Origin of the sequence: Myxococcus faecalis (genome assembly GCF_050039385.1) — a bacterium.
Lineage (GTDB): Bacteria > Myxococcota > Myxococcia > Myxococcales > Myxococcaceae > Myxococcus > Myxococcus fulvus.
On the sequence record NZ_CP144336.1, the window covers coordinates 9882940 to 9907938 of the forward strand.

At 70.5% G+C, this 24999-nt stretch carries 21 protein-coding genes; 8 read left to right on the forward strand and 13 right to left on the reverse strand.

Going from position 1 to position 24999, the window contains the following annotated elements:
* The first annotated feature begins 8 nt into the window (after positions 1–8).
* Positions 9–674 (forward strand): DUF7986 domain-containing protein, encoded by a 666-nt coding sequence (locus VZQ01_RS39475; protein WP_223747437.1) that lies wholly within the window; start codon positions 9–11, stop codon positions 672–674.
* Positions 675–693: 19 nt separating this feature from the next.
* On the opposite strand, the gene pyk is transcribed toward VZQ01_RS39475, so the two are convergent.
* The 3 genes from pyk to VZQ01_RS39490 form a co-directional block, all read right to left on the reverse strand.
* Positions 694–2094 carry a pyruvate kinase gene (gene pyk, locus VZQ01_RS39480; RefSeq protein WP_426746212.1) on the reverse strand — a complete coding sequence of 467 codons (1401 nt, stop codon included), beginning with the start codon at positions 2092–2094 and terminating at the stop codon, positions 694–696.
* 149 nt (positions 2095–2243) lie between these two features.
* Positions 2244–3029, reverse strand: coding sequence for a bifunctional nuclease family protein (locus VZQ01_RS39485; protein WP_223783641.1), 786 nt, complete (start codon positions 3027–3029; stop codon positions 2244–2246).
* A gap of 102 nt (positions 3030–3131) precedes the next feature.
* Complete coding sequence (locus VZQ01_RS39490; RefSeq protein WP_194869028.1) at positions 3132–3509, reverse strand: hypothetical protein; 378 nt, start codon at positions 3507–3509, stop codon at positions 3132–3134.
* A gap of 81 nt (positions 3510–3590) precedes the next feature.
* Here VZQ01_RS39490 and VZQ01_RS39495 point away from each other — a divergent pair, with 81 nt between their 5' ends.
* Positions 3591–5405, forward strand: coding sequence for an AMP-dependent synthetase/ligase (locus tag VZQ01_RS39495; RefSeq protein ID WP_223747440.1), 1815 nt, complete (start codon positions 3591–3593; stop codon positions 5403–5405).
* A gap of 89 nt (positions 5406–5494) precedes the next feature.
* Here the strand turns inward: VZQ01_RS39495 and VZQ01_RS39500 are convergent, their stop codons facing one another.
* From VZQ01_RS39500 to aroF, 8 genes are all read right to left on the reverse strand, one after another.
* Entirely contained in the window at positions 5495–6796 is a 1302-nt protein-coding gene (locus VZQ01_RS39500; RefSeq protein ID WP_223747441.1) for a citrate synthase, read from the reverse strand.
* 77 nt (positions 6797–6873) lie between these two features.
* Positions 6874–8163 (reverse strand): 3-phosphoshikimate 1-carboxyvinyltransferase, encoded by a 1290-nt coding sequence (locus VZQ01_RS39505; RefSeq protein WP_426746214.1) that lies wholly within the window; start codon positions 8161–8163, stop codon positions 6874–6876.
* The gene (locus tag VZQ01_RS39510; protein ID WP_426746215.1) at positions 8160–9230 is read right to left on the reverse strand and encodes a 3-dehydroquinate synthase; all 1071 of its coding nucleotides are present in this window, start codon (positions 9228–9230) and stop codon (positions 8160–8162) included. The genes VZQ01_RS39505 and VZQ01_RS39510 overlap by 4 nt, the downstream gene beginning before the upstream one ends.
* Complete coding sequence (gene aroC / locus VZQ01_RS39515; protein ID WP_267700792.1) at positions 9227–10246, reverse strand: chorismate synthase; 1020 nt, start codon at positions 10244–10246, stop codon at positions 9227–9229. Before aroC ends, VZQ01_RS39510 begins: the two co-directional genes overlap by 4 nt.
* Positions 10243–11514, reverse strand: a complete 1272-nt coding sequence (locus VZQ01_RS39520; protein ID WP_426746216.1) for a shikimate dehydrogenase — start codon at positions 11512–11514, stop codon at positions 10243–10245. Before VZQ01_RS39520 ends, aroC begins: the two co-directional genes overlap by 4 nt.
* Positions 11511–12056, reverse strand: a complete 546-nt coding sequence (locus VZQ01_RS39525) for a shikimate kinase (protein WP_223747446.1) — start codon at positions 12054–12056, stop codon at positions 11511–11513. The genes VZQ01_RS39520 and VZQ01_RS39525 overlap by 4 nt, the downstream gene beginning before the upstream one ends.
* A 37-nt stretch (positions 12057–12093) precedes the next feature.
* Positions 12094–12783: a bifunctional demethylmenaquinone methyltransferase/2-methoxy-6-polyprenyl-1,4-benzoquinol methylase UbiE gene (ubiE, locus tag VZQ01_RS39530; protein WP_141323327.1), complete on the reverse strand. Its 690-nt coding sequence runs from the start codon at positions 12781–12783 to the stop codon at positions 12094–12096.
* Positions 12780–13685 (reverse strand): 3-deoxy-7-phosphoheptulonate synthase, encoded by a 906-nt coding sequence (gene aroF / locus VZQ01_RS39535; RefSeq protein ID WP_223747448.1) that lies wholly within the window; start codon positions 13683–13685, stop codon positions 12780–12782. Before aroF ends, ubiE begins: the two co-directional genes overlap by 4 nt.
* Before the next feature lie 116 nt (positions 13686–13801).
* Here aroF and VZQ01_RS39540 point away from each other — a divergent pair, with 116 nt between their 5' ends.
* From VZQ01_RS39540 to VZQ01_RS39565, 6 genes are read left to right on the forward strand one after another with little or no spacing between them, the layout of a single operon-like run.
* Positions 13802–15112, forward strand: coding sequence for an isochorismate synthase (locus VZQ01_RS39540; RefSeq protein ID WP_426746217.1), 1311 nt, complete (start codon positions 13802–13804; stop codon positions 15110–15112).
* A complete protein-coding gene (menD, locus tag VZQ01_RS39545) occupies positions 15096–16865 on the forward strand; it encodes a 2-succinyl-5-enolpyruvyl-6-hydroxy-3-cyclohexene-1-carboxylic-acid synthase (protein ID WP_426746218.1) in 1770 nt (589 codons plus the stop codon). The genes VZQ01_RS39540 and menD overlap by 17 nt, the downstream gene beginning before the upstream one ends.
* Positions 16856–17716: a 2-succinyl-6-hydroxy-2,4-cyclohexadiene-1-carboxylate synthase gene (gene menH / locus VZQ01_RS39550; RefSeq protein WP_223747451.1), complete on the forward strand. Its 861-nt coding sequence runs from the start codon at positions 16856–16858 to the stop codon at positions 17714–17716. The genes menD and menH overlap by 10 nt, the downstream gene beginning before the upstream one ends.
* Positions 17713–18636, forward strand: a complete 924-nt coding sequence (locus VZQ01_RS39555) for a 1,4-dihydroxy-2-naphthoate polyprenyltransferase (RefSeq protein ID WP_223747452.1) — start codon at positions 17713–17715, stop codon at positions 18634–18636. The genes menH and VZQ01_RS39555 overlap by 4 nt, the downstream gene beginning before the upstream one ends.
* Before the next feature lie 9 nt (positions 18637–18645).
* Positions 18646–19806, forward strand: coding sequence for a mandelate racemase/muconate lactonizing enzyme family protein (locus tag VZQ01_RS39560; RefSeq protein WP_223747453.1), 1161 nt, complete (start codon positions 18646–18648; stop codon positions 19804–19806).
* Positions 19803–21497 carry a class I adenylate-forming enzyme family protein gene (locus tag VZQ01_RS39565; protein WP_426746221.1) on the forward strand — a complete coding sequence of 565 codons (1695 nt, stop codon included), beginning with the start codon at positions 19803–19805 and terminating at the stop codon, positions 21495–21497. Before VZQ01_RS39560 ends, VZQ01_RS39565 begins: the two co-directional genes overlap by 4 nt.
* On the opposite strand, the gene VZQ01_RS39570 is transcribed toward VZQ01_RS39565, so the two are convergent.
* A complete protein-coding gene (locus tag VZQ01_RS39570) occupies positions 21484–23172 on the reverse strand; it encodes a DUF6311 domain-containing protein (RefSeq protein WP_426746222.1) in 1689 nt (562 codons plus the stop codon). The two genes, VZQ01_RS39565 and VZQ01_RS39570, sit on opposite strands and share 14 nt — an antisense overlap.
* A 44-nt stretch (positions 23173–23216) precedes the next feature.
* Entirely contained in the window at positions 23217–24965 is a 1749-nt protein-coding gene (locus VZQ01_RS39575; protein WP_426746223.1) for a DUF6311 domain-containing protein, read from the reverse strand.
* Positions 24966–24999 lie beyond the last annotated feature (34 nt).

Consider the following 24999-nt stretch of genomic DNA (forward strand, 5'->3'; position numbering starts at 1 on the left):
CACCCAATATGGACTCCCCGCTGTCACCGCTCTCCTACCAGCCGTACCTGGACCAGCTCATCGCCTTCGGCAGCGCGGAGTCCCGGAAGGAGGACCTCCTCGCGGCCAAGGCGGAGTACTTCCGCCTGACGGGAGAGGTCTTCGAGGACGACAAGCTCTTCGAGCTGCGCATGGCGTCGTTCCTCGACTTCTACCTCTACGACCGCGTCTCGCCGCTCACTGGCAAGACGCCGGCCGCGGAGTTCTACGAGCAGCGGCTGGCCAACACCCCGCCCGAGGAGGCCAACGCCTTCCGCAGCTTCACCGAGACGGTCCACGGGCTCTTCGAGGTCCGCAAGCTGGCCAAGGGCCTGGTGCGGCTGCGCGAGCTGTACTCGGGCAAGGACTTCGACGTGACGGAGCGCCGCCACATCGCGGGGCTGGAGACGGGCGACATCCTGGAGGCCCGGCTCATCCCCTTCGGCGGGCACCTGCTGTTCTCCGCCGCGTTCTGCTACCACCCGCGCGTGGCGCTGAAGTCCATCAAGGCCGAAGTCAAACGCCGCAAGAAGAAGGAGCCGCAGCGCACCCCCAACGAGCTCGTCTGGGAGTGCGCCCGCCGCGCCCTCAACATGGACCGCTACCGCCAGCTCTCCGTCGAGAAGATCTACGACTTCGAGCAGAAGGTGCTCTGACGACGCGCGTCCACCGCGCTCACACGCGGTGGATGCTCATCAGATTGGTGTTCCCCGGGATGTTGAGCGGCACGCCCGCGACGACGACGACGGGCGCGCCCTCCTCGCAGATGCCCTCGCGCAGGCACAGCTTGCGCACCTGGCCCAGCATCGCGTCGGTGGTGCGCACCCGGCGCACCTGCAGCCCCGTCACACCCCAGTACAGCGACATCCGGTTGACGGTGGTCTCGCTCGGCGTCAGCGCGATGATGCGCGCGTTGGGGCGGAACTCGGAGATGAGGCGCGCGGTGTGGCCGCTCTCCGTGTACGCGACAATCGTCCCGATGTTGAGCTGACCGGCCGCCGCCACCGCCGCCGCCGCCACGCCCGTGCCCAGATCCTCGGAGCGCTCGAAGGGCGAGTGGTGCTGGTGGCGCGTCACGCCGCGCTCGGTCTCCTCGACGATGCGGGCCATGGTGGCCGCGGCCTCCGTGGGGTAGCGCCCCGCGGCCGTCTCGCCCGACAGCATCACCGCGTCCGCGCCGTCGAGAATCGCGTTGGCCACGTCGGACACCTCCGCGCGCGTGGGGCGCGGGTTGCCCACCATGCTCTCCAGCATCTCCGTGGCGACGATGACCAGGCCGCCCATCTGGTTGACCACCTTCACCATGTGCTTCTGGATGGCGGGCAGCTGCTCCAGGGGCATCTCCACGCCCAGGTCTCCACGCGCCACCATGATGCCGTCCGCGGCGCGGGCGATGGCCTCCAGCTGCTCCACGGCCTGCGGCTTCTCAATCTTGGCGATGAGCGGCGTCTTGTTCTTCGCCACGTGCTTGCGGGCCTTGTGGATGTCCTCGGCGGTGCGCACGAAGGACAGCGCCACGTAGTCCACGCCCACGTCCTGACCGAAGGCGAGGTCCGCCTCGTCCTTGGCGGTAATCGTGGGCACGGACATGGGAGAGCCGGGCAGGTTCAACCCCTTGTGGTCCTTGAGCAGGCCGCCCACCTCCACCTCGCACAGCACGTCCTGGCCGGACACCTTGCGCACCCGCAGGCGCACCCGGCCGTCGTCCAGCAGGATGGCGTCCCTGGCCGCCACGTCCTTCACCAGCGACTTGATGGGGGTGGGGATGATGGAGCCCTGGCCCACCACGGCCCGGGTCGTCACCGTGACGCGTTGACCCGGCTTCACCACGAGCTGTCCACCCTCGAACTTTCCCAGGCGGATCTTCGGCCCCTGGATGTCCTGGAGGATGGCCACCGGCAGCTTCAGCCGCTGGGCGGCCTTACGGATGAGGGACACCCGGTGGCGGTGCTCGTCATGCGTGCCGTGCGAGAAGTTCAGCCGGGCCACGTTCATGCCCGCGCGGATGAGGCCCTCGATGGCCTCCAGCGAGCTCGTTGCGGGCCCCAGGGTGCAGATGATCTTCGCCTTGCGCATAGGTGCGCGCATCCTAGGCGCCCGGGTGCGTGGCTTGACAGCTTCGCGCTCGGGGGACTAACTCTTCGCGTCCAAGTACCGAGCTTCAGCAAGAAAGCCCGGCTTCCCTGGGAGGGGGGGCCGGGCTTTCTCGCGTCCAACGGGGCGCGTCACAGCTCGAGGGTCTTCCCCGAGCCCTTGGGCGCGCCCAGGGGCGGGTGGCCCGGCGGCAGCACCTCCGCGTCCATGTCGATGGGAGGCGCGCTGCCCGGGGCGGGCATGCCGGGAGGAGGCAGCGGGGCGGGCTCGTCCATCAGGCCTCCCGGGCCGCTGCCACCCACGCCGGGGCCACCCTCCTGGAGGGATTCGATCTCCTCGCGGCTGATGCCCGCGAGCGTGAGCACCTTGCGCGTGACGCGGATGCGCGCGTGGCTGGTGAGCGCCATGGCGATGGAGTCCGAGGGTCGGGCCTCCAGCGTCATCTTCTTCGCGCCCTGCTCCAGGAAGACGCGGCCCGAGTAGACGTTGTCGCGCAGGTCGTCGATGCGGACCTCCGTCACCTTGCCGCCCAGCTCGTCCACCACGTTGTCCAGGAGGTCCTGGGCCAGCGGCTGCGGCGGCTCGCGCTTGGCCAGGCGGAAGGCGATGGAGACGGCGGAGGCCTCGTCCACGAAGACGGGCAGCACCACCTGGCGATCCTTGGTGGTGAGGACCACCGCGTGCGTCTGGGCCTCCATCAGCGGCACGACGTCCTGGACTTCCAGTTCGACCAGCTCCGAGCAGGCCTTGGGGTCGCCCCCGTGCTCGGTGATGCAGGGTTGCTCGGTGGCGCCAGGCAGGGTGGCGGCGACAGCACCGGGCGCCGTGAAGGCGGGGAGCAGCAACGTCCCCCCCAGCGCCAGCAACAGCGCCGAGAGGGGGGCGAAGAAGAAAGTGGCGCGGTTGGGTGTTCTCACACCCTGAAGCTACGCACCCGCACCCCTGTCGGGAGGGTACGGCTTCCGCCCGGTTGCCCTGGGCGCCACGAACCGGCCGCCCGGAGGGCAAGGGAGCGAACGTCAGCGGCGCTCGTCGTCCTCGTCCTCGTCGTCGTAGTCCTCTTCGTCGTCGACGTCCTCGTCCTCATCCTCGTCGAGGTCGTCATCCTCGTCCTCGGAGTCCTCGTCCTCGTCTTCATCCTCGTCGTCGAGGGTGTCCGCGACGTCCTCCGACTCCAGCGTCATGGAGACGGCGAACTTCTTGTCGAGCACGGCGATCTGCGCGCGCATCTCCGAGAGCGCGGCGACGAAGTCCTCCGTGAGATTCGCGGGCGCCTTCGCGTCGCAGTGGGGACAGACGATCTTCTCCGTCCCCTCGATGAGGTCTTGAACGTCAAGCTCGAAGCTTGCCTCGCACTTCTGGCAGGTGAAGTCGATGCTCATGGTCGGGCGCGGCATACAAAGCCCTCCAACCAGCTGTCAACGTCCGCGAAAAGGGGGCGTGGTGGTGAGGGCCCTACATCCGGTAGCGTCCGTCGGATGGACCTCCCGAAGACGATGGTGCATGCCCTCCATGACCGGGCCGCGCAGCATGAGCATCGGCCGGCCCTCTGGACGCGTCGAGGACGCGCCTATGTCCCCACCTCCTGGTTCGAGTACGCCCAGAAGGTCAAGGCCTTCGCCCTGGGCCTGAGGAGCCTGGGCTACGGCGCGGGCCAGCCGCTGGGCATCATCAGCTTCAACCGCGAGGAGTGGCACGTCGCGGACCTGGCCGCCATGGCCATGGGCGGGGTGCCGGTGGGCCTGTACACCACCAGCGCGCTCGAGCAGCTCGAGTACATCCTGGGCCACTGTGAGGCCACCGTCCTCGTCGTGGAGAACGAGAAGCACCTGGCCACGGGCCTGGCGCTCAAGGCCCGGCTGCCCAAGCTGCGCCACATCATCGCCCTGGACGTGCCGGAGGGGCCCCTGCCCGAGGGCGTGTGGCGCTACTCGGAGGTGCTGGCGCGCGGCACGGGCGTGGACGACAAGCCCTACTGGGACAGCGTCAATGCGCTCCAGCCGGAGGCGCTGTGTACGCTCATCTACACCTCCGGGACGACGGGCCACCCCAAGGGGGTGATGCTCAGCCACCACAACATCGCCTGGACGTCGCGCCAGCTCATCATGGCCGTGGAGTTCGGCAAGCAGGACGGCGTCATCCTCTCGTATCTGCCGCTGTCGCACATCGCCGAGCAGGTCATCTCGCTGCACAGCCCGCTGATGCTCGGCGTCCAGGTGTACTTCGCCGACTCGGTGGAGGCGATGCCGGGCAACCTCAAGGACGTGCGCCCCACGTTCTTCTTCGGCGTGCCCCGCGTGTGGGAGAAGTTCCGGGCCAAGGCGGAGGAGGGCCTGCGCTCCCAGCCCCCGCTCAAGCGCCGCATCGTGTCCTGGGCGCGCGGCGTGGCGTCCGAGTACCACTCCCGGGCCCAGCGCCACGAGCGCATCCCCGTGACGCTGGACGCGCAGTACAAGCTGGCGCAGCGGCTGGTGTTCGAGCCGCTCAAGGCCCGCATCGGCATGGAGCGGGTGGACTTCTTCGCCACCGCGGCGGCGCCCATCGCCCGGGAGGTGCTGGAGTTCTTCGCCTCCATCGACATCTTCATCCACGAGGTGTGGGGCATGACGGAGGTGTCCGGCCCCGGCACCGTCAACACCCAGGAGGCCACGCACCTGGGCACCGTGGGGCGCGCGATGATCGGCGTGGAGGTGCGCATCGCCGAGGACGGGGAGATCCTCGTCAAGGGCGGCAACGTGTGCATGGGCTACTACAAGAACCCGGAGGCCACCGCGGAGCTGCTGGAGGGCGGGTGGCTGCACTCGGGGGACGTGGGGCAACTGGACGGCGAGGGCTACCTGCACATCACCGGCCGCAAGAAGGAGATCATCGTCACCTCTGGCGGGAAGAAGACGGCCCCGGGAAACATCGAGGAGCTGCTCAAGTCGCTGCCCGCGGTGGGCCACGCGGTGGTGGTGGGCGAGCGGCGCAACTACCTGGTGGCCCTGCTGGCGCTGGACGTGGAGAAGGTGCGCGCCCTGGCGAAGGAGAAGGGCTGGCCCGAGGACGTGGGCACGCTCGCCCGCGACGCGCGCCTGCGCCAGCTGCTCCAGGAGAAGCTGGACCGCGACATCAACCCGAAGCTGTCCCGCTTCGAGACCATCAAGCGCTTCGCGGTGCTGGAGCAGGAGCTCTCCGTGGACGCCGGTGATTTGACGCCCACGCTGAAGGTCCGCCGCAAGGCCGTGGAGCAGAAGCACGCGGCGCTCATCGAGTCGCTCTACGCGGAGCTCGGCGCGGCCCACACGGGCTGAGGCGGTGCGGGGCAGGGTGGCCCGCAAGCAGAAAGGGGCGGGAACCTCTTGGGTCCCTCGCCCCTTCTCACATCACGGAGGACCGCGGCCTACTTCGCGGCGCGCTTGTCCATGGGGACGTAGTCCCGGCGCTTCTGGCCCGTGTAGACCTGGCGCGGACGGGCGATCTTCTGCTCGGAGTCCAGGACCATCTCCTCCCACTGCGCGCACCAGCCCACCGTGCGGGGGATGGCGAAGAGGACGGGGAACATCTCCGCCTGGAAGCCCATCGCCTCGTAGATGAGGCCGGAGTAGAAGTCGACGTTCGGGTAGAGCTTGCGCTTGACGAAGTACTCGTCCTGCAGCGCGATGCGCTCCAGCTCCACGGCCAGCTCCAGCAACGGGTTCTTGCCCGTCACCTCGAAGACCTCGTCCGCCACGCGCTTGATGACCTTGGCGCGCGGATCGTACGACTTGTAGACGCGGTGGCCGAAGCCCATCAGCTTCTTCTCGCCCTCGCCGCTCTTCACCGACTTGATGAAGTCCGGGACCTTGGAGATGTGGCCGATCTCACGCAGCATGCGCAGCACCGCCTCGTTGGCGCCGCCGTGCAGCGGGCCGTAGAGGGCGCCGATGCCCGCCGTGACGGCCGAGTACGGGTCCACTTCCGACGAGCCCACCGTGCGCACGGACGTCGTCGAGCAGTTCTGCTCGTGGTCCGCGTGCAGGATGAAGAGGACGTCGAGCGCGCGCTCGAGCACCGGGTGCACCTTGTAGGTGGTGGTGCCGATGCGCTTCACCATCGCCAGGAAGTTGGCGACGTAGGACAGGTCATTGTCCGGGTAGATGTAGGGCAGGCCCATCGTGTGCCGGTAGGAGAACGCGGCCAGGGTGGGCATCTTGGCGATGAGCCGGGTGATCTGGATGCGGCGGCTGAGCGCATCCTTGGTGTTCTTCGCGTCCGGGTAGAAGCTGGACAGCGCGGCCACGGTGGAGCCCAGCATGGACATGGGGTGCGCGTCGTAGCGGAACCCGTCCATGAAGGACTTCACGTTCTCGTGCACGAACGTGTGGTGCGTCACCAGGTGGACGAACTGCTCCAGCTCCTTCGGGGTGGGGAGCTCACCGTTCAGCAGGAGGTAGGCGACCTCCAGATAGCTGGACTTCTCGGCCAGCTGCTCGATGGGGTAGCCGCGGTACTCCAGGATGCCCTTGTCACCGTCGATGAAGGTGATGGCGCTCTTACAGTTCGCGGTGTTGAGGAACGCCGGGTCGTAGCCCATCAGACCGAAGTCATCGTCCGAGACCTTGATCTGGCGGAGGGCGTTGGTGCGAATACAGCCGTGCTCGACCGGGACCTCGTACGTCTTGCCGGTCCGATTGTCGGTGATCGTCAGCGTGTCCTTGGGCATGGGCGGAGATTTCACAGGGCGCAGATCGCTTTCAACAAAAAAGAACGATAAGTCGGTGAGGGAGACACTGATGTTTCCTACGGGGACGCTGAAATGCGGACGCCCGAGCGGGTGAGCTGACGCCAGAAGCCCGGAAAGCTCTTCTCGACACACTCGGGGCCGGTGAGGACGAGGGTCACTCCGGACAGCACGCTCAGGGTCGCGGCCGTCATGGCGAGCCGGTGGTCACCCCGGCTGTCCATCTCGAAACGGGCGGGCGGCGTGGACGGGGGCGTCACGAGGAGGGTGTCATCCTCCAGCTCCGCCTTGCCGCCGAAGGCCGTCACCAGGTCCCGGATGCCTTCCAACCGGTCGCTCTCCTTCAGTCGGAGGATTCCGACGTCCGTGAGCGTGGAGGGCGCGGGGAGCACACAGGCGAGCGCCGCCAGGGTCGGCAACAGGTCCGGGCACTCCTTGCCCGAAGCCCGCAGGCCGCCCGTGGGCCGTCCCGTCACCTTCAGGACGTGCGCCTCCGACGCGGGTTCGGTCCTCAAGCCCACCTGCTCGATGAGCCGGAGGATGGCCTGGTCCGGATGGGCGCTGGCCGTGTCCGCGCGCTCCACGGTGCCGCCGGCCTTCCAGGCCACGAGCAGCAGGTAGCCCAGCGAGGACCAGTCGCCCGGGAGCGTGGGGACGCTCGGCGGCGGGGTGTAGCCGCAGACGGTGTAGCGGGAGGCGGACTTCTTCAGCTCGAAGCCGAAGCGCTCCAGCCACGTCAGCGTGAGGTCCAGGTAGCCCGCGCTCGTCAGCGTGCCCTCGATGTCCACGCTCCACGCGCGGCGCTCGCGCAGGTACAGCGCCGCGCAGCCCAACAGGAGGCTGGAGGCGTACTGGCTGCTCTGCGAGCCGGGGACACGGAACACGGGCTCGACGGAGGACGTGTCCGTGGGCGCGGTGATTTCCACCGGCCAGGGCTGTCCCTCGGTGAGGGTGAGCCCCGCGGGGCCGAGCGCGTCCTTCAGCGACGTGAAGAGCGGCCCGTGGGGACGCTCGCCCAGGCGAGGGGTGCCGCTGAGGCGCACGCGCGCGCCGGGCGTCACCGCGACCTGGGTGGCCAGGATGCGGAACGGGGCGCCACCGTCGGCGCAGTCCACGTCTCGCACGGGGCCGGCCGGAAGGCGCAGGGCCTCCACGCCCCGGCGCAGCACGCGCACGTCGGCGGGCAGGTCCTCGTCGGACTCGGCCTGCACGGAGGGCAGCGGCCAGGAGCCGGTGAGGTGGCCCAGCACCAGCGCCCGCTGCGCGTCCGACTTGGACACGGGCGGAGTGAGGGGCGAGGCCTTCAGGCCCGAGGTCTCCACCACGATGCGATGGGTGCTGGCGCTCACGGGCGCACCCCCTTCGCCCACGCGGGCCACAGCGCGCGCCACGTCTGCGGGCCCACGTCGCGGACCTCGGTGGCGCCGATGGCCGTCAGCAGCACCATGCGCAGCTCGCCCTTGGCGCCGGCCTTCTTGTCGGCGTCGAGCAGGGTGGTGATGGTCTTGAGCGATGCGGGGCGCAGCAACTGGGCCACGCGCTCGCGGCCGAGCACGCCGGGGCCGTTCTCCAGCGCGGCCTCCGCCTGGGCGGCGATGGGCTCGGGGGTGACGCCCAGGTGGCGGCCCACGTCCAGGGCCAGCAGGATGCCCAGCCCCACCGCGTCGCCGTGCGACAGCTTGAAGTGGGACACGCTCTCCAGCACGTGGCCGAAGGTGTGGCCGAAGTTGAGCACCCGGCGCAGGCCCTGGAACTCGTACGGGTCCTGGGCGCAGACCTTCTCCTTGAGCCCGCGCGCGTGCTTGACCAGCCTCTCCAGCGCGGGGGGCGTGCGCGTGTAGCGGCGGAACAGGGCCGCATCCAGGCTGATGACCATCTTCCACGCCTCGAGCGAGCCCTCACGCACCTGCGTGGGCGACAGCGAGGCGAACAGCTCCGGGCAGATCCACGACTCGTCGGCGTAGTGGAAGACGCCGGCGGGGTTCTTCACCACGCGGCCCTTCACGGTGAGGTCCACCGCGCCCTTGCCGCCGAGGCTGCTGTCGACGGCGGCGAGCAACGTGGTGGGCACCTGCACCAGCCGCACGCCGCGCTTGAGCAGGTGCGCGGCCACGGTGGAGACATCGCCCACGGTGCCGCCGCCCACGGCGACGAGCGTGCCCGAGCGCGGCAGGGACAGGCCCGCGGCGAGCACCTTCTCCAGCGCCGCGAAGCTCTTGGCGCTCTCACCGCCCACCAACTGGACGATGGCGCGAGGCGCGCGGGCCTCGAGCGCGGGGAGGAGCGTCGGGTGGAGCCTGGCGACGGTGCGGTCCACCACCGCGAGGCTTCCCTCGGGGAGGCGCCTGGCGAGTCGGGTGAAGGGTCCCCAGCGATCGTTGGGTGGACGGTAGGCGCCGGGAGGGTAGGGGGTCATAGGGTGTTGGGGCGTGCGTTCATCTGTTGGACGAGGTCTGCGATGACCAGGGACACCATGGACTCCAGCACCGGGACGGCGCGGGGCATGATGCACGGGTCGTGACGGCCACCCTTCGCGTGGTCCGCCAGCGTCGCTGGGGGTTTGAAGTAGGCGCGGACCTGGAGCGGCTCGCCGTTGGTGAGACCGCCCTGGATGCCGCCGTAGACGTCCTTCACGGAGTGGAACTGGGTGCCCGGCTGACCGATGCGCTGCATCAGGTCCGGCGGTCCCCAGACGACGCCGGTGACGGCGCCCACGCTGCCCAGGGCCTGGGCGATGAGCGCCTTGATCTTCCCGAAGATGGGCTCGCCCAGTCCCACCGGCAGGCCCTCCACGCGGATGTCGATGGAGCCGCCCAGGCTGTCTCCGGCCTCCTTGGCGGCGAGGATGCGGCGGGACATCTCCTCGCGCACCGCCTCATCGGGGCAGCGCGTGGGGTGTGCGTCCACCATGGCGCGCGTCAGGCCCGGGGCGGGCACGGAGGCGACGAGGTCGCCCACCTGCGACACGTACGCGACGGTGCTCAGGGTGGGCATGTCCCGCTCCAGGTACGCCTCGGCGATGGTGCCGCCGATGACGCGGCAGAGCGTCTCGCGGCCGCTGGTGCGCCCGCCGCCGCGGTGGTCGCGGTGCTTGTAGCGCTCGCGCCACACGGCGTCCGCGTGGCCGGGCCGGTCCACCTGCTTGAGCTCCTTGTAGTCACCGGAGCGCTGGTTGGTGTTGCGGACGATGGCGGCGATGGGCGTGCCGAGCGTCTTGTCCTCGAACACACCGGAGAGGATCTCCACCTGGTCCGGCTCGTTGCGGGGTGTGACGAGCGCGGACTGGCCCGGGCGGCGGCGGTCCAGCGCGGCCTGGATGCGCGTGCTCGTGAGCGGCACACCCGCGGGGCAGCCGTCCACCACCGCGCCGAGCGCGGGGCCGTGGCTCTCGCCAAAGGTCGTCAAGCGAAAGAGGACGCCGAAGGTGTTCATGTCGCGGTCTCCCAAAGCTGGCGCTGTCGCCGGGCCTGCGCGACGAACCACGCCGCACCCAGCAGGACCGGGGTTCCGCCGCGCCGCGTGATCTCCGCCGCGATGCGTCGGCCGGGCGCACCGTACGCGATCACCGCGACGCGCGCTCGCTCGAATCGCAGGGAATCCGGTGGAGCCACCCGGTCCGGCCAGGTCCACACGACGGCCCCCGTCACCGGCCCCTGGATGTCGGCGCGCCGCAGGACTCGCAGCGCCTGGCCACGCTCGGCGGCCACGGTGCGCAGCGCGGAGGTCGCCCCGCCGTCGCCCAGGACGATGATGTCCTTCGCGTCCAGGCGCTCCAGGACCTTCCGGGCGCCCTCGGTGTCGGTGTTGAAGGACTCCCACTGGGAGCCCCGGCGGACCAGGGTGTTGATGGCGTCCAGCGACGAGCCGGTGTGCTTCGCGAGCCGCAGCTTGAAGGGGCTGGTGACGGCGAAGCCGCCGTAGTGGGGCACGAGCGAGTCGAGCACCGCCTCGACGGGTCCGTCCTCGGGGAGGTCGATGCGGTCGAAAGGCTGGCGGTGGATGCGGGGCGAGCGGGAGTGGGTGATGGCCGTCCCGAAGATGCCCAGGCGCAGGGGGGCGGGGAGCGTCGTGCGGTCCGCGCCCCTCCACTCGCGCACGGCGTCGTCGAGCAGCCGCTGTCCCGGCGCCGCGGCCCAGGAGCCGCCCGCGGCCACGTAGTCGAGCAGGTTGTTGCGCGCCAGCACCGCGCGCGCCGGCAGCGCCACCGCGCCCATGCCGAGCACGGTGACGCGCGACACGCCGAAGCGCTCGCCCAGCTGTCGCTGCGTCTCCAGCAGCACGGAGAGGTGGGCCGGGTCCGTCATGGGCTCCACGTGCTTCACCAGCGCGTCGGCGGGCAGCTCGCGCGACCACAGCGCGAGCGCTTCATCGGTGGTGAGCTGCCGGTCCGCGTGGTGCGACGCGAGCAGCTTGCCGGAGGGCGCGTCGAGCGGGCCCTTCTGCCCGGTGGCGTCCATCAGGTCCCGGTCCACGCGCCACGCGGCGGCGACCCAGGCGGGAGGAAGGGGCTTGCCACGCTCGGACACGAGCAGCGGGAGCACGTCCGCGAGCGCGGCGGCGTCCACGGCGTCGGGGGCGTGCAGGTCGGTGCGAATCTCCAGCACGTCGGCGCCGCGACGCTGGCACCCCCGGGCGAAGTGCACGGCGTCGGGGCCGAGCAGGGTGGGGGGCAGCGTCACGATGCGCCGGGCGGGCGTCACAAGACCTCCTCGGGATGCAGGCAGCCCCGGAGGAAGTCCACCAGGGCGACGGTGGGAACGCGGGCGTGCAGCGCCTCGCGCTCGCGGAAGATGGAGGCGATCTCCTCTTCCAGGGAGACCTCCGGTCGCAGCCGGGGGCGCGTCCGGTCCGTGAGCAGCCGCTCGCGGTAGGTCTCGAACGTCACGGGGATGATGAGGGTGAAGGTGCCGGCGAGCGCGTCCGGGTGATGCGACAGGAACCCGCCGCCCACGGCCACGAGCCCCCCGGGGGGCAGCTCCAGCAGCGCGCGGCGCTCGGCGGCGCGGAACTCGGCGGGGGCCTGGGCCACCCAGGTGCGCAGCGGACGTCCGTGCGTCTTCTCCAGGTGCGCGTCCAGGTCCACGCCCGTGCGCCCGAGCAGCCGGGCCACGCGGGGCAGCAGCGTGGACTTGCCGGCGCCCCGGTGGCCACCCAGCACCACGGTCTGCCCCGCAGCGGGACGGGGCGTGGGCCCCGGGCGCGTGAGGGCGTCCCTCAGTGCCGGCCTGAGCCGGGGATCCACCGAGGAGAGGACATGCTCGACGAGGTGTTGCCGCGGCTCAGCGGACGAGGCCGACATACACGTTCGCCGTTCCGAACGTCAGCGGATGCGCGCTTCGCTCCGCATAGGCGCCGGACTGGTCCATCAGCGACAGGAAGCGCTCCCCCGCGGGGAACGCCGCCGACGTGCGGGGCAGGTACTCATACGCCGCGCGGTTGCCGGTGAGCAGGCCGCCCACCGTGGGCATCACCGTCTTGCTGTAGAAGCGGAACAGCGCGCCGAAGACGCCCGTGGGCTGACCGAACTCCAGCACGACGACGCGGCCGCCCGGCTTCACCACGCGGCCCATCTCGCTCAGGCACTTCACCGGGTCATCCACGTTGCGGATGCCGAAGGCGATGGACGCCACGTCGAAGCGGTTGTCCTCGAAGGGCAGGTCCATGGCGTCGGCCACCTGGAAGTCCACCTGGAGCCCCGCCTTCGCCGCCTTGGCGGGGCCGCTCTCCAGCATCTCCGCGCAGAAGTCGGTGCCAATCACGTGGCCCGTGGCGCCCACCTTGCGCTTGAACGCGAGCGCCAGGTCACCCGTGCCGGAGGCGCAGTCGAGGACGCTGTCCCCCGGCTTCGCCTGGCTCAGGCGCACCGCGGTCCGTCGCCACAGACGATGGATGCCGAACGACAGGACCTCATTCGTCACGTCGTACTTCGTGGCGATGGAGGAGAACATCTGACGGACTTCGGTGCTCATCTCGCCCTCACGACCTGGGCCGGACTCTCCGGCCGCCAAAGATGTCGACCCACCGCGTCTAGCACGGGTGGTAGCCGCTGCATCAACGTTTGGAAGCGCTCCGGCGTCAGCGCCTGGTTCCCATCGCACAGCGCCTGCTCGGGCCGGGGATGGACTTCAATCAGCAGCCCGTCCGCGCCCGCCGCCGCGGCGGCCAGGGACATGGGCAGGATGAGGTCCACCTGCCCCGTCGCATGGGACGGGTCGACGATGACGGGCAGGTGCGTGCGCTGCTTGGCCCAGGCGACCGCCGCCAGGTCCAGCGTGTTGCGCATCTCCGTCTCGAACGTCCGGATGCCCCGCTCGCACAGCATCACCTGCTCGTTGCCGCCCTCGAGCACGTACTCCGCCGCCAGCAGCCACTCCTGCAGCGTCGCCGACAGGCCCCGCTTCACCAACACCGGCCGGCGCACCTTGCCCAGCGCGCGCAGCAGCGAGAAGTTCTGCATGTTCCGCGCGCCCACCTGGAGGATGTCCGAGGACTCCGCCATGAAGGGAATCTGCGCGGTCTCCATCACCTCACTGATGATGGGCAGCCCGTGGCGACGGCCCGCCTCGGCCAGCAGGTGCAGGCCGGGCTCGCCCATTCCTTGGAACGCATAGGGACTGGTGCGGGGCTTGAACACGCCACCCCTCAGCACGTGGGCGCCCGCCTGGGCCACGGCGGCGGCGGTCCGGTCCACCTGCTCCAGACCTTCGACGGCGCACGGCCCCGCCATCACCACGAACCCCGGTCCACCCACCTCCACCGAGCCCGCACGCACCCGCGTGCCCTCGGGACGGAAGGCTCGGAGCACACGCCGCGCGCCCGTCTCCTTCCCGGCCACCGCCGGCGCGGATTCGTCTGGCTGCTTGCCTCCCACGAGCCCTCCCATCCACCGAGTTCAAGAGGTTTTGAACTCCTTGGTGCATGTATAGCCGTTATGGCTTAGAAGACAACCGAAGGTGATTTCAGGGCAGTCGCGGATGAGGACCGCTGATGAAGACGCTCAATCCCGTTGAGGGCCAGCGCTGGGTGGCCGGAATGATGCCCCTGGCGGCGGTGGATCCACTCTCCGGAGCGGATTCGCTGGGCGTTCCGACGGTGTATTGGGAGCGGCCCCTGGCGCGCGAGGCGGCCGCGGGCTGGGGCGAGGCGGCGGTCGTCGAGGCGACCGTGCCCGCACAGGTCCCCGCGGTGCTGGGCTCCTTGGGTGTCCTCTCGTTGCGGTGGTTGGGCCCATCTCCGTCCGACATGCCGGGGCCCTGGTTCGGCGGGCTCCGCTTCGGCGCGGCGGGGGTGGTGGACGAGGCGTGGGCCGCGCATGGCGTGGCGCGCTGGACGCTGCCGGAGGTGCTGGTGTGGCGCACCGGGAGCGGGCTGGCGGTGGCCGCGTTCGCGCCCGAGGAGCGAGGGGGCGAGGACGTGGTGCGCTCGCGGCTCGAGCGGGTCCGCGCGCGGTTCTCCGCGGGGTATCGCCACGCGCGGGGCGCGGACGTCGCGCTCACGGTGGTGTCGTCGCGGCCGGAGTTCGAGGCGCGCGTGGAGCGGGCGCTGGAGGCGATTGCCTCGGGACAGCTCCAGAAGGTCGTGCTGGCGCGGCCCGTGGATGTGGAGGCCGCCGAGGCGTTCGACGTGGTGGACGTGCTGGCGAGGCTGCGTGAGCAGAACCCGCGCTGCGCCACCTTCCTTTTCCGCGCGCTGGACGGGACGTGCTTCCTGGGCGCGACGCCGGAGACGCTGTGTCGGGTGGAGGGCCGGGCGCTGGAGACGGAGGCCCTGGCGGGCACCGCGGCGCCGCGCGAGGCCGAGGGGTTGCGAGGACAGGACAAGGACGCGCGTGAGCACGCCGCGGTGGTCCGCTACATCCTCGCGGCGCTGCGCACGCTCGCGGACGAGGTCCACTCCGACGCGGAGCCCCAGTTGCTGGCGTTGAAGAACGTGGTGCACCTGCGCACGGGCATCGGCGCGCGGCTGCGCGAGGGGGTGTCGGCCGCGCAGGTGGTGGAGGCGCTGCATCCGACGCCGGCGGTGGGCGGGACGCCTCGGGAGCGCGCGTTGTCCTTCCTGGTGGAGCACGAGGGGCTGGACCGGGGCTGGTACGCGGGGCCGGTGGGGTGGGTGGGGCCCAAGCGGGCGCACCTGATGGTGGGGCTGCGCTCGGCGCGGGTGCGGGGTGCTCGCGCGCGGTTGTACGTGGGTTGCGGAATCGTGGCCGGCTCCATCGCGGAGGCGGAGTGGCGGGAGACGGAGATGAAGAGTCTGGCCGTGTTGCGTGCGTTGGGAGGCGGGGATGTCGGGCGACAGTAATCTCAACCTGCTGTGGGCTCGCGCGCTCGTGGAGGAGCTGGTGCGCGGCGGCGCGCGACACGCGGTGGTGTGTCCGGGGTCGCGCTCCTCGCCGCTGGCCATCGCCTGCGCGCGCGCGGAGGGCCTTCGCACCTGGTCCGTCATCGACGAGCGGAGCGCGGCCTTCTTCGGGTTGGGGCTCGCGAAGCAATCGCGCACGCCGGTGATCCTGGTCGCGACGAGCGGCACCGCGGGCGCGCACTTCTACCCGGCGGTCATCGAGGCCTCGCTGTCCCAGGTGCCCCTCATCGTGCTCACCGCGGACCGACCGCTGGAGCTGCAGGGGTGGGGCGCGGCGCAGACGGTGCCGCAGGCGCGCTTCTATGGTGAGCACGCGCGCAGCTTCACGGACGTGGGCGTGCCGGAGTCGAGCGACGTGGCGCTGTCTCACCTGCGCGCGACCGCCGCCCGCGCCGTGGCCACCTCGCTGCGGGCCCCTCGGGGCGCCGTGCAGCTCAACGTGCCCTTCCGCGAGCCGCTCGCGCCGGTGCCCGAGGCATATGGTGAGGAGCGCCTGTCCGCGCTCGCGAAGCGCGGTCGCCCGGGGATGCCGTTCACGCGCATCGCCGCGCCCGCGCCGGTGCCGGACGCGGCGGTGCTGGAGTCGGTGCGTCAGCGCATCGCCGCGACGGAGCGGGGTGTCATCGTCTGCGGTCCTCGCGACGAAGTGGACGGTTTCGCCGAGGCCATCTCCGCGCTGTCGCAGGCCACGGGCTACCCGGTGCTGGCGGAGGCCACGTCCCAGGCTCGTTATGGCGGCGGTCCGCTGACGCTCTCGCACTACGACGCGATGCTTCGTCACGCGCCGTTCGCCAGGGCGCATCGGCCGGAGCTGGTGCTGCGGTTCGGGGGGGGGCTGACGCCCAAGGTGCCGCAGCAGTGGCTGGACGGCTCGGGCGCGGACATCGTGCTCTTCAGTGACGGGGGGGCGCTGTTCGACCCCGCGCACCGCGCGGCCACGGTGGTGGAGGGCTCGGCAGTGGCGGCGTGTGCCGCGCTGGCGAAGGGCGTGAAGCGGAGCGTGGGCCGGTGGACCCAGGGCTTCCTCGCCGCGGAGCGGATGGTGCGCGGCGCGTTGGAGACGGCCTTCGCCGAGCGACCGGACTTGCTCAGCGAGCCGCGCATCGCTCGCGAGGTGGTGGCCGCGCTTCCGGCCGAGGTCCCGCTGTTCGTCTCCAGCAGCATGCCCATCCGGGACGTGGACGCGTTCGCCCCGGCGAGTGGTGTGCCGCTGCGCGTGCTGGCCAACCGGGGCGCGAATGGAATCGACGGCATCATCTCCAGCGCGCTCGGTGTCGCGGCCGCGGCGTCGCGTCCCGCCGTGCTGCTGACGGGGGATCTGGCGCTGCTGCACGACGTGGGCGCGTTCGTGACGGCGGCGCGCTCGCGCGTTCCGCTCACGGTGGTCGCGGTGAACAACGACGGCGGCGGCATCTTCTCGTTCCTACCCATCGCGCAGGCGGCGAAGCCGGACGAGTTCGAGGCATTGTTCGGCACGCCGCACGGCGTGGACCTGTCGCACGCGGCGGCGCTGGGTGGGGCTCGGCTGCATCGGCCCACGACGCCCGCGGCGCTGCGAGCGGCGGTGCGTGAAGGACTGGAAGGCGGCCTGCACCTGGTGGAGGTGCGCGTGGACCGGGCCGCGAACGTGGATGACCACCGGCAGCTCTTCGCGAGAATGGCCGCCGCACTCGGAGAGGGACCATGGGCGTGACGCTGGCGTACGAGACGTGGGGCGAAGGCCCCCGACCGCTCGTGCTGCTCCACGGCTTCACCGGGAATCGCGGCTCGTTCGACGGGCTGAAGCCGCTGATGGGCCGCTCGGTGAAGGCCATCGCGGTGGACCTGCCGGGCCACGGCGCCACGCCGCTGCCCGAGCGGCGCGGACGCGATGGCTTCCTCGATACGGTGGACGCGCTCGTGTCCCTGGTGGACTCGCTGGGGCTGGGCACGGTGGACCTGCTGGGGTACTCGCAGGGCGCGCGCGTGGCGCTGGCCGCGGCGGTGCGCGCGCCGGACCGCTTCGGTCGGCTCATCATGGAGAGCGGCTCGCCCGGGCTGCACCGTCGTCAGGAGCGCGCCGAGCGGCGGGAGTCGGACGGGCAACTGGCGGCCTTCATCCGCGCGAAGGGCGTCGACGCCTTCGTGGAGCGCTGGGAGGCGCTGCCGCTGTTCGACTCCTTGCGCGCCATGCCCGCGGAGCGGCGGGAGCGACTGCGGGCCCATCGCCGGGCCTGCACGGCGGAGGGGCTCGCCGGAGCGCTGGAGTGCCTGGGGCTGGGCGTGCAACCCGATTACTGGTCGGAGCTGCACCATCAGCGCCTGCCCACGCTGCTCTTGACGGGGGCGAAGGACGAGAAGTTCACGCAGACGGCGCGGCGGATGGCGGCGGAGCTCCCGGTGGTGTGGCGACATGCCTTCACGGACTGTGGCCATGCGCCCCATCTGGAAGCGCCGGAGGAGTACGTCCGCGAGGTGCTGGGCTTCCTGCAGACGCCCTGGTACGAGGCGCCCCAGTTCGAGGCGGCCGCCACGGGGGCGGACCCTGGGAGGATGAGTCCGTGAGCACGTCGGTTCCTGGCGCACCGGTGTCCCTGTCGAAGCCTCGTCCCACGGTGAAGACGTGGTTGATGGCCGTGCGTCCGAAGACGCTGACGGCGGCGCTGGTGCCCGTGCTGGTGGGGACGTCGCTCGCGTTCGGCCTGGGCGTGGGGCGACTGCTCCCGGCGCTCGCGGCGCTGGTGGGCGCGGTGCTCATCCAGATCGGCACCAACTTCATCAACGACTACTACGACTTCAAGAAGGGCGCGGACACCCACGAGCGCCTGGGCCCCGTGCGCGTCACGCAGAGCGGGCTCATCGCGCCGGGCACGGTGTTGATGGGCGCGGCGGTGTGCTTCATCGCGGCGACGGCGGTGGGCGCCTATCTGGTCGCGGTGGGCGGCTGGCCCATCGTCGCGATTGGACTCGCGTCGCTGCTCTGTGGCTACGCATACACGGGTGGGCCGTTCCCCTTGGGGTACAACGGCCTGGGAGACCTGTTCGTCTTCATCTTCTTCGGGCTGGTCGCGGTGACGGGGACGTTCTACGTGCAGGCCGGCACGGTGCATCCGGCGGCGTGGTGGGCGGCGATCCCCGTGGGGGCGAGCGGCACCATGCTCATCGTGGTGAACAACCTGCGCGACGTGACGACGGACGTGAAGGCCGGCAAGCGGACGCTGGCGGTGCGCTGGGGCACGACGGCGGGCAAGGCGGAGTACGTGTTGTTGCTCGCCGCCTCGTTCGCCACGCCTGTCGCGATGTACGCGCTGGGGTACGCGGCACCCTGGGTGTTCCTGTCGTTCCTGAGCCTCCCGTTGGCGGTGCCTCCGCTCCAGCGCGTGATGCGCGAGCAGGGGGCGGCGCTGAATCCCGCGCTGGGCGGCACCGCGCGCTTCCAGCTCATCTTCGGAGTGCTGTTCGGGCTGGGCCTGTACCTGCGATGATGTGAGTCCATGCGCATCGTCAAGGCAACCCTGACCCCGCTCCGACTGGAGCTGCTCCAGCCCCTGAAGACGGCCCGAGGCACCTATTCCGCGCGCGAGGGTTTCCTCGTGCGCCTCGAGGACGAAGAGGGGCGGGTGGGGCTCGGTGAGGCGATGCCGCTGCCCGAGTTCGGCACGGAGTCGCTCCCCGTCTGCGGCGAGGTGCTGGCGGCGTGGCTGTCCTCGCTCGAAGGGCAGTTCCTGGGCGACACGGTGCGCGCCGTCGAGGACACGCTGTCTCCGTTCCCGCCGACAGTGGCGAGAGGAGAGGGTGTCCGGGTGCGAGCCCGTCATCCCGCGCCCCCGGGGCCGGTGCCCGCCGCGGAGCATGCGCTGGAGCTGGCGCTGTTGGACCTGCTCGCGAGGCGGCAGGGGGTTCCGCTGTGCTGGCTCCTGGCCGAGGAGGCGCGCCCCGAGGTCCTGGTCAATGCGCTGCTGGGCGGTGAGACGGCGGAGGCGCTGGTGGATGAGGCGCGAGTGGCGGTGGCCGAGGGGTATGGGACGCTCAAGCTGAAGGTGGGCGGTCGCGCGCTGGAGGAAGACGAGCAGCGCGTGAAGGCGGTGCGCGAGGCGGTGGGGCCGGACGTGAAGCTGCGGCTCGACGCGAACGGTGGCTGGTCGGAGCTCGAGGCGAAGCGCGCGTTGGACAAGCTGGGCTGGTACCAGTTGGAGCTGGTGGAGCAGCCGACGCCGGCGGACGACCTTGCCGCGTTGTGGCGCGTGCAGCGACGTGCGCCGTGCATGGTGGCGGCGGACGAGTCGCTCGGTTCTCCGGAGACGTTGCGCGCGCTGCTGGGTTCGGATCCATTGTTGGGCGGTGGGCCGGCGGTGGGCGCGGTGGTGCTCAAGCCGATGGTGTTGGGAGGGCTGCTGCCCGGGCTCGTGGTGGCGATGCGCGCCGCTCGGCTGGGCATGCAGGCGTATGTGACGAGCTCGCTGGACGGCGTGGTGGCTCGGGCTGGGGCGGCGCACCTCGCGGCCGCGTTGCCTTCAGGGGCGCTCGCGTCGGGGCTCGCGGTGGGGAAGCTCTTCAAGAGTGAGCCCGCCGTGCATGACTACCGGCCGCTGCATGGGCGCATCCGGTTGCCGGAGACGCCGGGGCTCGGGCTGGATGCCGGAGCGGTGGTGTGACGACGTTCGGTTGTCCCATCCGCGAGGGCGCCCGCGTTCATCCGGAAGCGGAGGCGCTCACATACGCCGGGCGCTCGTGGAGCTACGGAGCGTTGGACGCCGAGGTGAATCGGTGGGTGGCCGCGCTCGAGGCCCGGGGCATCGGCGCGGGAGAGCGGGTCGCGCTGCTGTCGACGAACCAGCCGGCCTGTGTGTTCCTGTTCTGGGCCCTGGGGCGGCTGGGAGCGCTGCTGGCGCCGCTGAACGCGCGCCTCACTCGCGCTGAGTTGGCCCCGTTGGTCGAGGACATCGCGCCCGCGCTCACCTTGGCGATGGGGGCCTTGCGAGAGCGTCTGCCAGGGGCGGAGCCGCTGGAGACCTTCGCGTCGACGGCGTGCGTGGCGTCGGGGGAGAGTCTCCCACGCGAGCGGACACAGGAGACCCGCGCGTCGTCGGAGACAACGACGCCTGAGCTGGCGTCGGGAGGGCAACTGCCGAATGCGCAGTCGCTGAAGTCCTCTGTGGCGTCGGCAGTACGACCGCCAGACGAGGAACTCTTGGTAACGGGTGCGTCGCTGACGCCGTCCACGGCCTGTGCGTCGTCGACAGGGCGACCGACGGAAGGCGAGCCCCTGGCTCCCTCGGAGCCCTCGACGACCTGCGTGCCGCTGGTTGAGGACGCACCGCGCGTCGTGCTCTTTACAAGCGGGACGACGGGCAGGCCGAAGGGCGCGGTGCTGACGGAGGGCAACTTCCGTGCGTCGTGCCGAGCCTCTGCGGAGAACCTCGGAGCGCATCCCGCGCCGCGCTGGCTCGGGACGTTGCCACTGTTCCATGTCGGTGGTCTCGCGATGTTGACGCGCACCGCGTACGAGGGAGGCTGTCTCGTGCTGCACGAGCGCTTCGACGCGGAGGCCACCAGTCGAGCCATCGACGAAGGCGTGACGCACGCGAGCCTCGTCGCCACGACGCTGGAGCGGGTGCTCGACATCCGAGCCGGTCGCCAGGTGCCGGAGACCTTCAAGCTCGCGCTGATTGGCGGTGGGCCCGTGCCAGTGTTCCTGTTGGACCGGGCACGCGCAGTGGGGCTCCTGGCGCTCCAGACCTACGGTCTCACCGAGGCCTGTTCCCAGGTGACGACGGAGTCTCCCTCCGAGGCGGATGGGAAGACCGCGGGACGCTCTCTGCCGGGGACCCAGGTGCGCATCGTCGGAGATGACGGCGCTGCACGAGGCCCTGGCGAGGAAGGCAACATCGAGGTCCGAGGCCCCACGGTGATGGCGGGCTACTGGAATCGTCCCGACGCGACGCGCGAGGCGTTCCGTGACGGATGGCTCCACACGAAGGACCTCGGGGTGCTGGACGCGCGAGGTCGCCTCACGGTGCTCTCACGTCGAACGGACCTCATCGTCAGGGGAGGGGAGAACATCTACCCGGCGGAAGTGGAGGCGGTGCTCGCCAATCATCCCGCGGTGCAGGAGGCCGCGGTGATTGGCGTCCCCGACGCGAGATGGGGCGAGGTCCCCGTGGCCTTCCTCGCGCCACGCACCGGCCAGCAGCGTCCGGATGCACCGGTGCTGGAGACCTGGTGCCGTGACTCACTCGCGGGCTTCAAGCTGCCCACGCGCTTCATCTGGCTGGACGCGCTGCCCCGCAACGCGATGGGCAAGCTCGAGCGCACGGCGCTGCGCAAGGGCATCACGGAGGGGTGATAGGACTTTCCGCCGTGGGAGGCAGTGGCGCACGGGCCGAGGACTTCAGGAGCACCTCCCTGAAGCGCCCATTACGACCAGCCACGCAGACGTTGAACCCGTCCACGTTGCCGCAGCTGACCAGCTCGCCCAGGCGCTGGAACAAAGCCAGCTTCGGTGGGTCCACGACGTAGAGCGTATCCGCCGAGAGTCGGCCTTGCTCGACATCGGCCTTCAGCTCCTCACAGACCTGCTGGACATGTCGTTCATTGAAGCGCGCGGCGTATCCGCTGTTCGTCGACATACCCTTGCGATACGCGAGGTCCCCCCATCGCACGTAGTCATCCCGGGCGAAGGTGTTCTCGGTGCACGGCAGCTCCGAGTCATGGATGTAGGGTGGATACAGCACCACGTGCCGGTAGAACGAATCGAGCTGGGTCCACTCCGTCGCGCGCAGCCGGGGCCAGGGCGCCGAGCGAAACCGTTGCTGTGCCCAGAGCTCCTCGGTGTCGACCACCTGGATGAGCAGCGCACCGAGCAACACGCTCGTGATGACGACGGGGCGCTCGCGCCAGCGCCAGGTGACGAGCGCGAGGATGCCCGTGAGCACGACATAGTGCAGGGGCCAGATGAAGCGCCCCGAAGCGCGGAACATGCCCAGGACGGGCATGAACGGCTCGGCGACCTTCCGCATCGACAGCACGGTGGTGCCACCGAGGGTCATCGTCGTGGAGAACGCGAGCAACGCCAGCTGCCCCACCACGGCCAGGAGCGGCCCGTGTGCTCGAGCACGTGCGCGCGCCTGAGGCCACCAGGCGGACGGCCTGCCCAGCAGCGCGACGAGCGCGAGCACGAGGACGCCAGTGCCGAGATAACCGAAGCCCTCGTATTGGCCACTCCGCGCGGGCAGCCACGGCAACACCCGTGACCACCCCATGGGATTGATGAGCGACAACATGTCCGCGCTGTAGACACCGAATCCCTGTGTGCCTCCGCGTACGTCCTGGCCCACGTATCCGAACGCGAAGAAGACGCCACCCACGGCCAGGCATCCAGCCAGGAGCGCAAGTCCCGCCTGTCGCCAGGTGAGGTGTCTCTCCTGCCACGCCATGCTGACGAGCAGGGCCGTCGAGAGCGCGAGGACCATGACCGCCAGGTACGGGTGGACGCCAGCCGCGAGCACGTTGATGAGCAGGGCACCGCGCAACGTCCGCCACGCGCTTCGCGCATCCGGCCGCGGACGCAGGTGCAGCCACAACAAGGCTGTGAGCATCCAGTGCGCGCAGAGCGCGTCGTGCCCGAACCGGAAGACGAGCACGGGCGCGAGCACGAACAGCGCGGCCCCCAGGAGCTGATGCGAGGCCCGAGGCGTGAACAGCGCCATCAGCTTGACGCCCATGAACCCCTGGAGCGCCAGGCACGACGCGAGCCACAGCCCGATGAACTGGAAGTCCTGAGGCAGCCACCCGGAGAACGGCTTGAGCACCAGCGAGACCCACGGTGTCGAGTCCGTGAAGCCCACCGTCGTCGTGAGCGGCGCCATGTAGCCGGGCGTCCTGCCGAGGGGAAACCCCCAGGGGGCCTCACGGAAGAACCACCAGCCGAGGATGCTCTTCGTCCAGTCTCCCCATCCCAACCAATCCAGGTAGGTGGGGTCCAGCGCGCGTACACCGCCCAGCGCGACGAACCAGAGCACGCCCAGAAGCGCTCCGGCCCAGGGGAGATGTCGTGAGGCCGCGCTCATGGAAGGGGCCTCTGTGCGCGATTCGAGGACCTCAAGAGCGCCTCCCTGAACCGACCGTCACGAGCGGCGACGCAGACATTGAACCCATCCACCGTGCCGCAGGTGACGTGCTCTCCCAATCCCTGGAACAACCCCAGCTTCGGAGTATCGACGACATAGAGCGTGTCCGACGAGAGCCGGCCCTGCGCGACATCGGCCACGAGTGCCTCGCAGCTCTGCTCGACGTGTCGCTCATTGATGCGAGCGACATAGCCGCTGTTCGTCGACAGGCCCTTCCGGTACGCGAGGTCCCCCCAGCGTACATAGTCATCCCGGCGGAACGTGTTCTGGGTGCATGGCAGCTTCGAGTCATGGATGTACGGCGGATACAGCACCACGTGCCGGTAGAACGAATCCAATTGCGCCCACTCCGGTGCACCGAGCCGAGGCCACGGCGCCGGTCGAAACCGCCTCTGCGTCCACAGTTCCTCGGTGTCGACCACCTGGATGACCACCGCGCCCAGCAGGATGCCCGTGAGAACGGCGGGACGCTCGCGCCAGCGCCAGATGACGAGTGCCAGGATGCCGGTGAGCACCAGGTAGTGGAGCGGCCAGATGAAGCGGCCCGAGGAGCGGAACATCCCCAGCACGGGCATGAACACGTCGGCCATCTTGCGCGCCGACAGCACGATGACGCCGCCGAAGGTCAGCGTCGTCGAGAACGCGAGCAGCGTGAGCAGTCCCACCGCGACCCACAGTGGCTGATGGGCTCGGGCCCACGCTCGAACCTCGGGCCACCAGACAGAAGGTCGCCCCAGGACCGCGCCGAGCGCGAGCACTCCCGTGCCGAGATAGCCGAAGCCCTCGTACTGGTCCTTGCGCGTCGGGAGCGCCGGCAACATCCGTGACCACGCCATCGGGTTGATCAACGTGAGCATGTCGGAGCTGTACGCCCCGAAGCCATGCGCCGCGCCTCGTACCCCCTGGCCCACATAGCCGAACGCAAAGAAGAGCCCGCCCAGCATGAGCGTGCCCCCCAGGAACGCGAGTCCCGCCTGCCGCCGCGTGAGCAGCCGCTCCTGCCACGTCATGCTGACGAGCAGCGCCGTCGAGAGCGCGAAGACCATGACCATCAAGTACGGGTGGACGCCAGCCGCGAGCACGTTGATGAGCAGGACCTCGCGCAGCGTCCGCCACGCACTTCGCGCATCCGGCCGCGGACGCAGGTGCAGCCACAGCAAGGCCGTCAGCATCCAGTGCGCGCAGAGCGTGTCGTGCTCGAATCGGAAGACAAGCACCGGCGCGAGCACGAACAGCGCGGCCCCCAGGAGCTGATGCGAGGCCCGGTACGTGAACACGGCCATCAGCTTGACGCCCATGAACCCCTGGAGCGCCAGGCACGACGCGAGCCACAGCCCGATGAACTGGAAGTCCTGGGGCAGCCAGCCCGCGAAGGGCTTGAACGCCAGCGCGAGCCACGGATTCGAATCCGTGAAGCCTACCGTGGTGGTCAGCGGCGCCATGTAGCCGGGGGTCCTGCCGAGGGGAAAACCCCAGGGGGCCTCACGGAAGAACCACCAGCCGAGCACGTGCTGCGCCCAGTCCCCCCATCCCAACCACTCCAGAGACGTGGGGTCCAGCGCCCGCGCGCCGCCCAGCGCGATGAACCAGAGCACCCCCAGGAGCGCCCCCGCCCAGGGGACAAGTCGCGTCAGCGCCGTCTCGGGGCGCGCTGCGAGGCCAGGGCTGCGTGTGTGGGTACCCACCGACGTCCTCTTCCGCACACCAGGACCGCGACGA

What these genes read in the sequence shown, in the direction of transcription:
- menD (WP_426746218.1), top strand. Translation starts at nt 15,096, where the DNA reads ATGTCGGGCGACAGTAATCTCAACCTGCTGTGGGCTCGCGCGCTCGTG.
- aroC (WP_267700792.1), bottom strand. Translation starts at nt 10,246, where the DNA reads ATGAACACCTTCGGCGTCCTCTTTCGCTTGACGACCTTTGGCGAGAGC.
- VZQ01_RS39560 (WP_223747453.1), top strand. Translation starts at nt 18,646, where the DNA reads ATGCGCATCGTCAAGGCAACCCTGACCCCGCTCCGACTGGAGCTGCTC.
- VZQ01_RS39490 (WP_194869028.1), bottom strand. Translation starts at nt 3,509, where the DNA reads ATGCCGCGCCCGACCATGAGCATCGACTTCACCTGCCAGAAGTGCGAG.
- menH (WP_223747451.1), top strand. Translation starts at nt 16,856, where the DNA reads ATGGGCGTGACGCTGGCGTACGAGACGTGGGGCGAAGGCCCCCGACCG.
- VZQ01_RS39500 (WP_223747441.1), bottom strand. Translation starts at nt 6,796, where the DNA reads ATGCCCAAGGACACGCTGACGATCACCGACAATCGGACCGGCAAGACG.
- VZQ01_RS39495 (WP_223747440.1), top strand. Translation starts at nt 3,591, where the DNA reads ATGGACCTCCCGAAGACGATGGTGCATGCCCTCCATGACCGGGCCGCG.
- ubiE (WP_141323327.1), bottom strand. Translation starts at nt 12,783, where the DNA reads ATGAGCACCGAAGTCCGTCAGATGTTCTCCTCCATCGCCACGAAGTAC.
- pyk (WP_426746212.1), bottom strand. Translation starts at nt 2,094, where the DNA reads ATGCGCAAGGCGAAGATCATCTGCACCCTGGGGCCCGCAACGAGCTCG.
- VZQ01_RS39475 (WP_223747437.1), top strand. Translation starts at nt 9, where the DNA reads ATGGACTCCCCGCTGTCACCGCTCTCCTACCAGCCGTACCTGGACCAG.
- VZQ01_RS39510 (WP_426746215.1), bottom strand. Translation starts at nt 9,230, where the DNA reads ATGACCCCCTACCCTCCCGGCGCCTACCGTCCACCCAACGATCGCTGG.
- VZQ01_RS39540 (WP_426746217.1), top strand. Translation starts at nt 13,802, where the DNA reads ATGAAGACGCTCAATCCCGTTGAGGGCCAGCGCTGGGTGGCCGGAATG.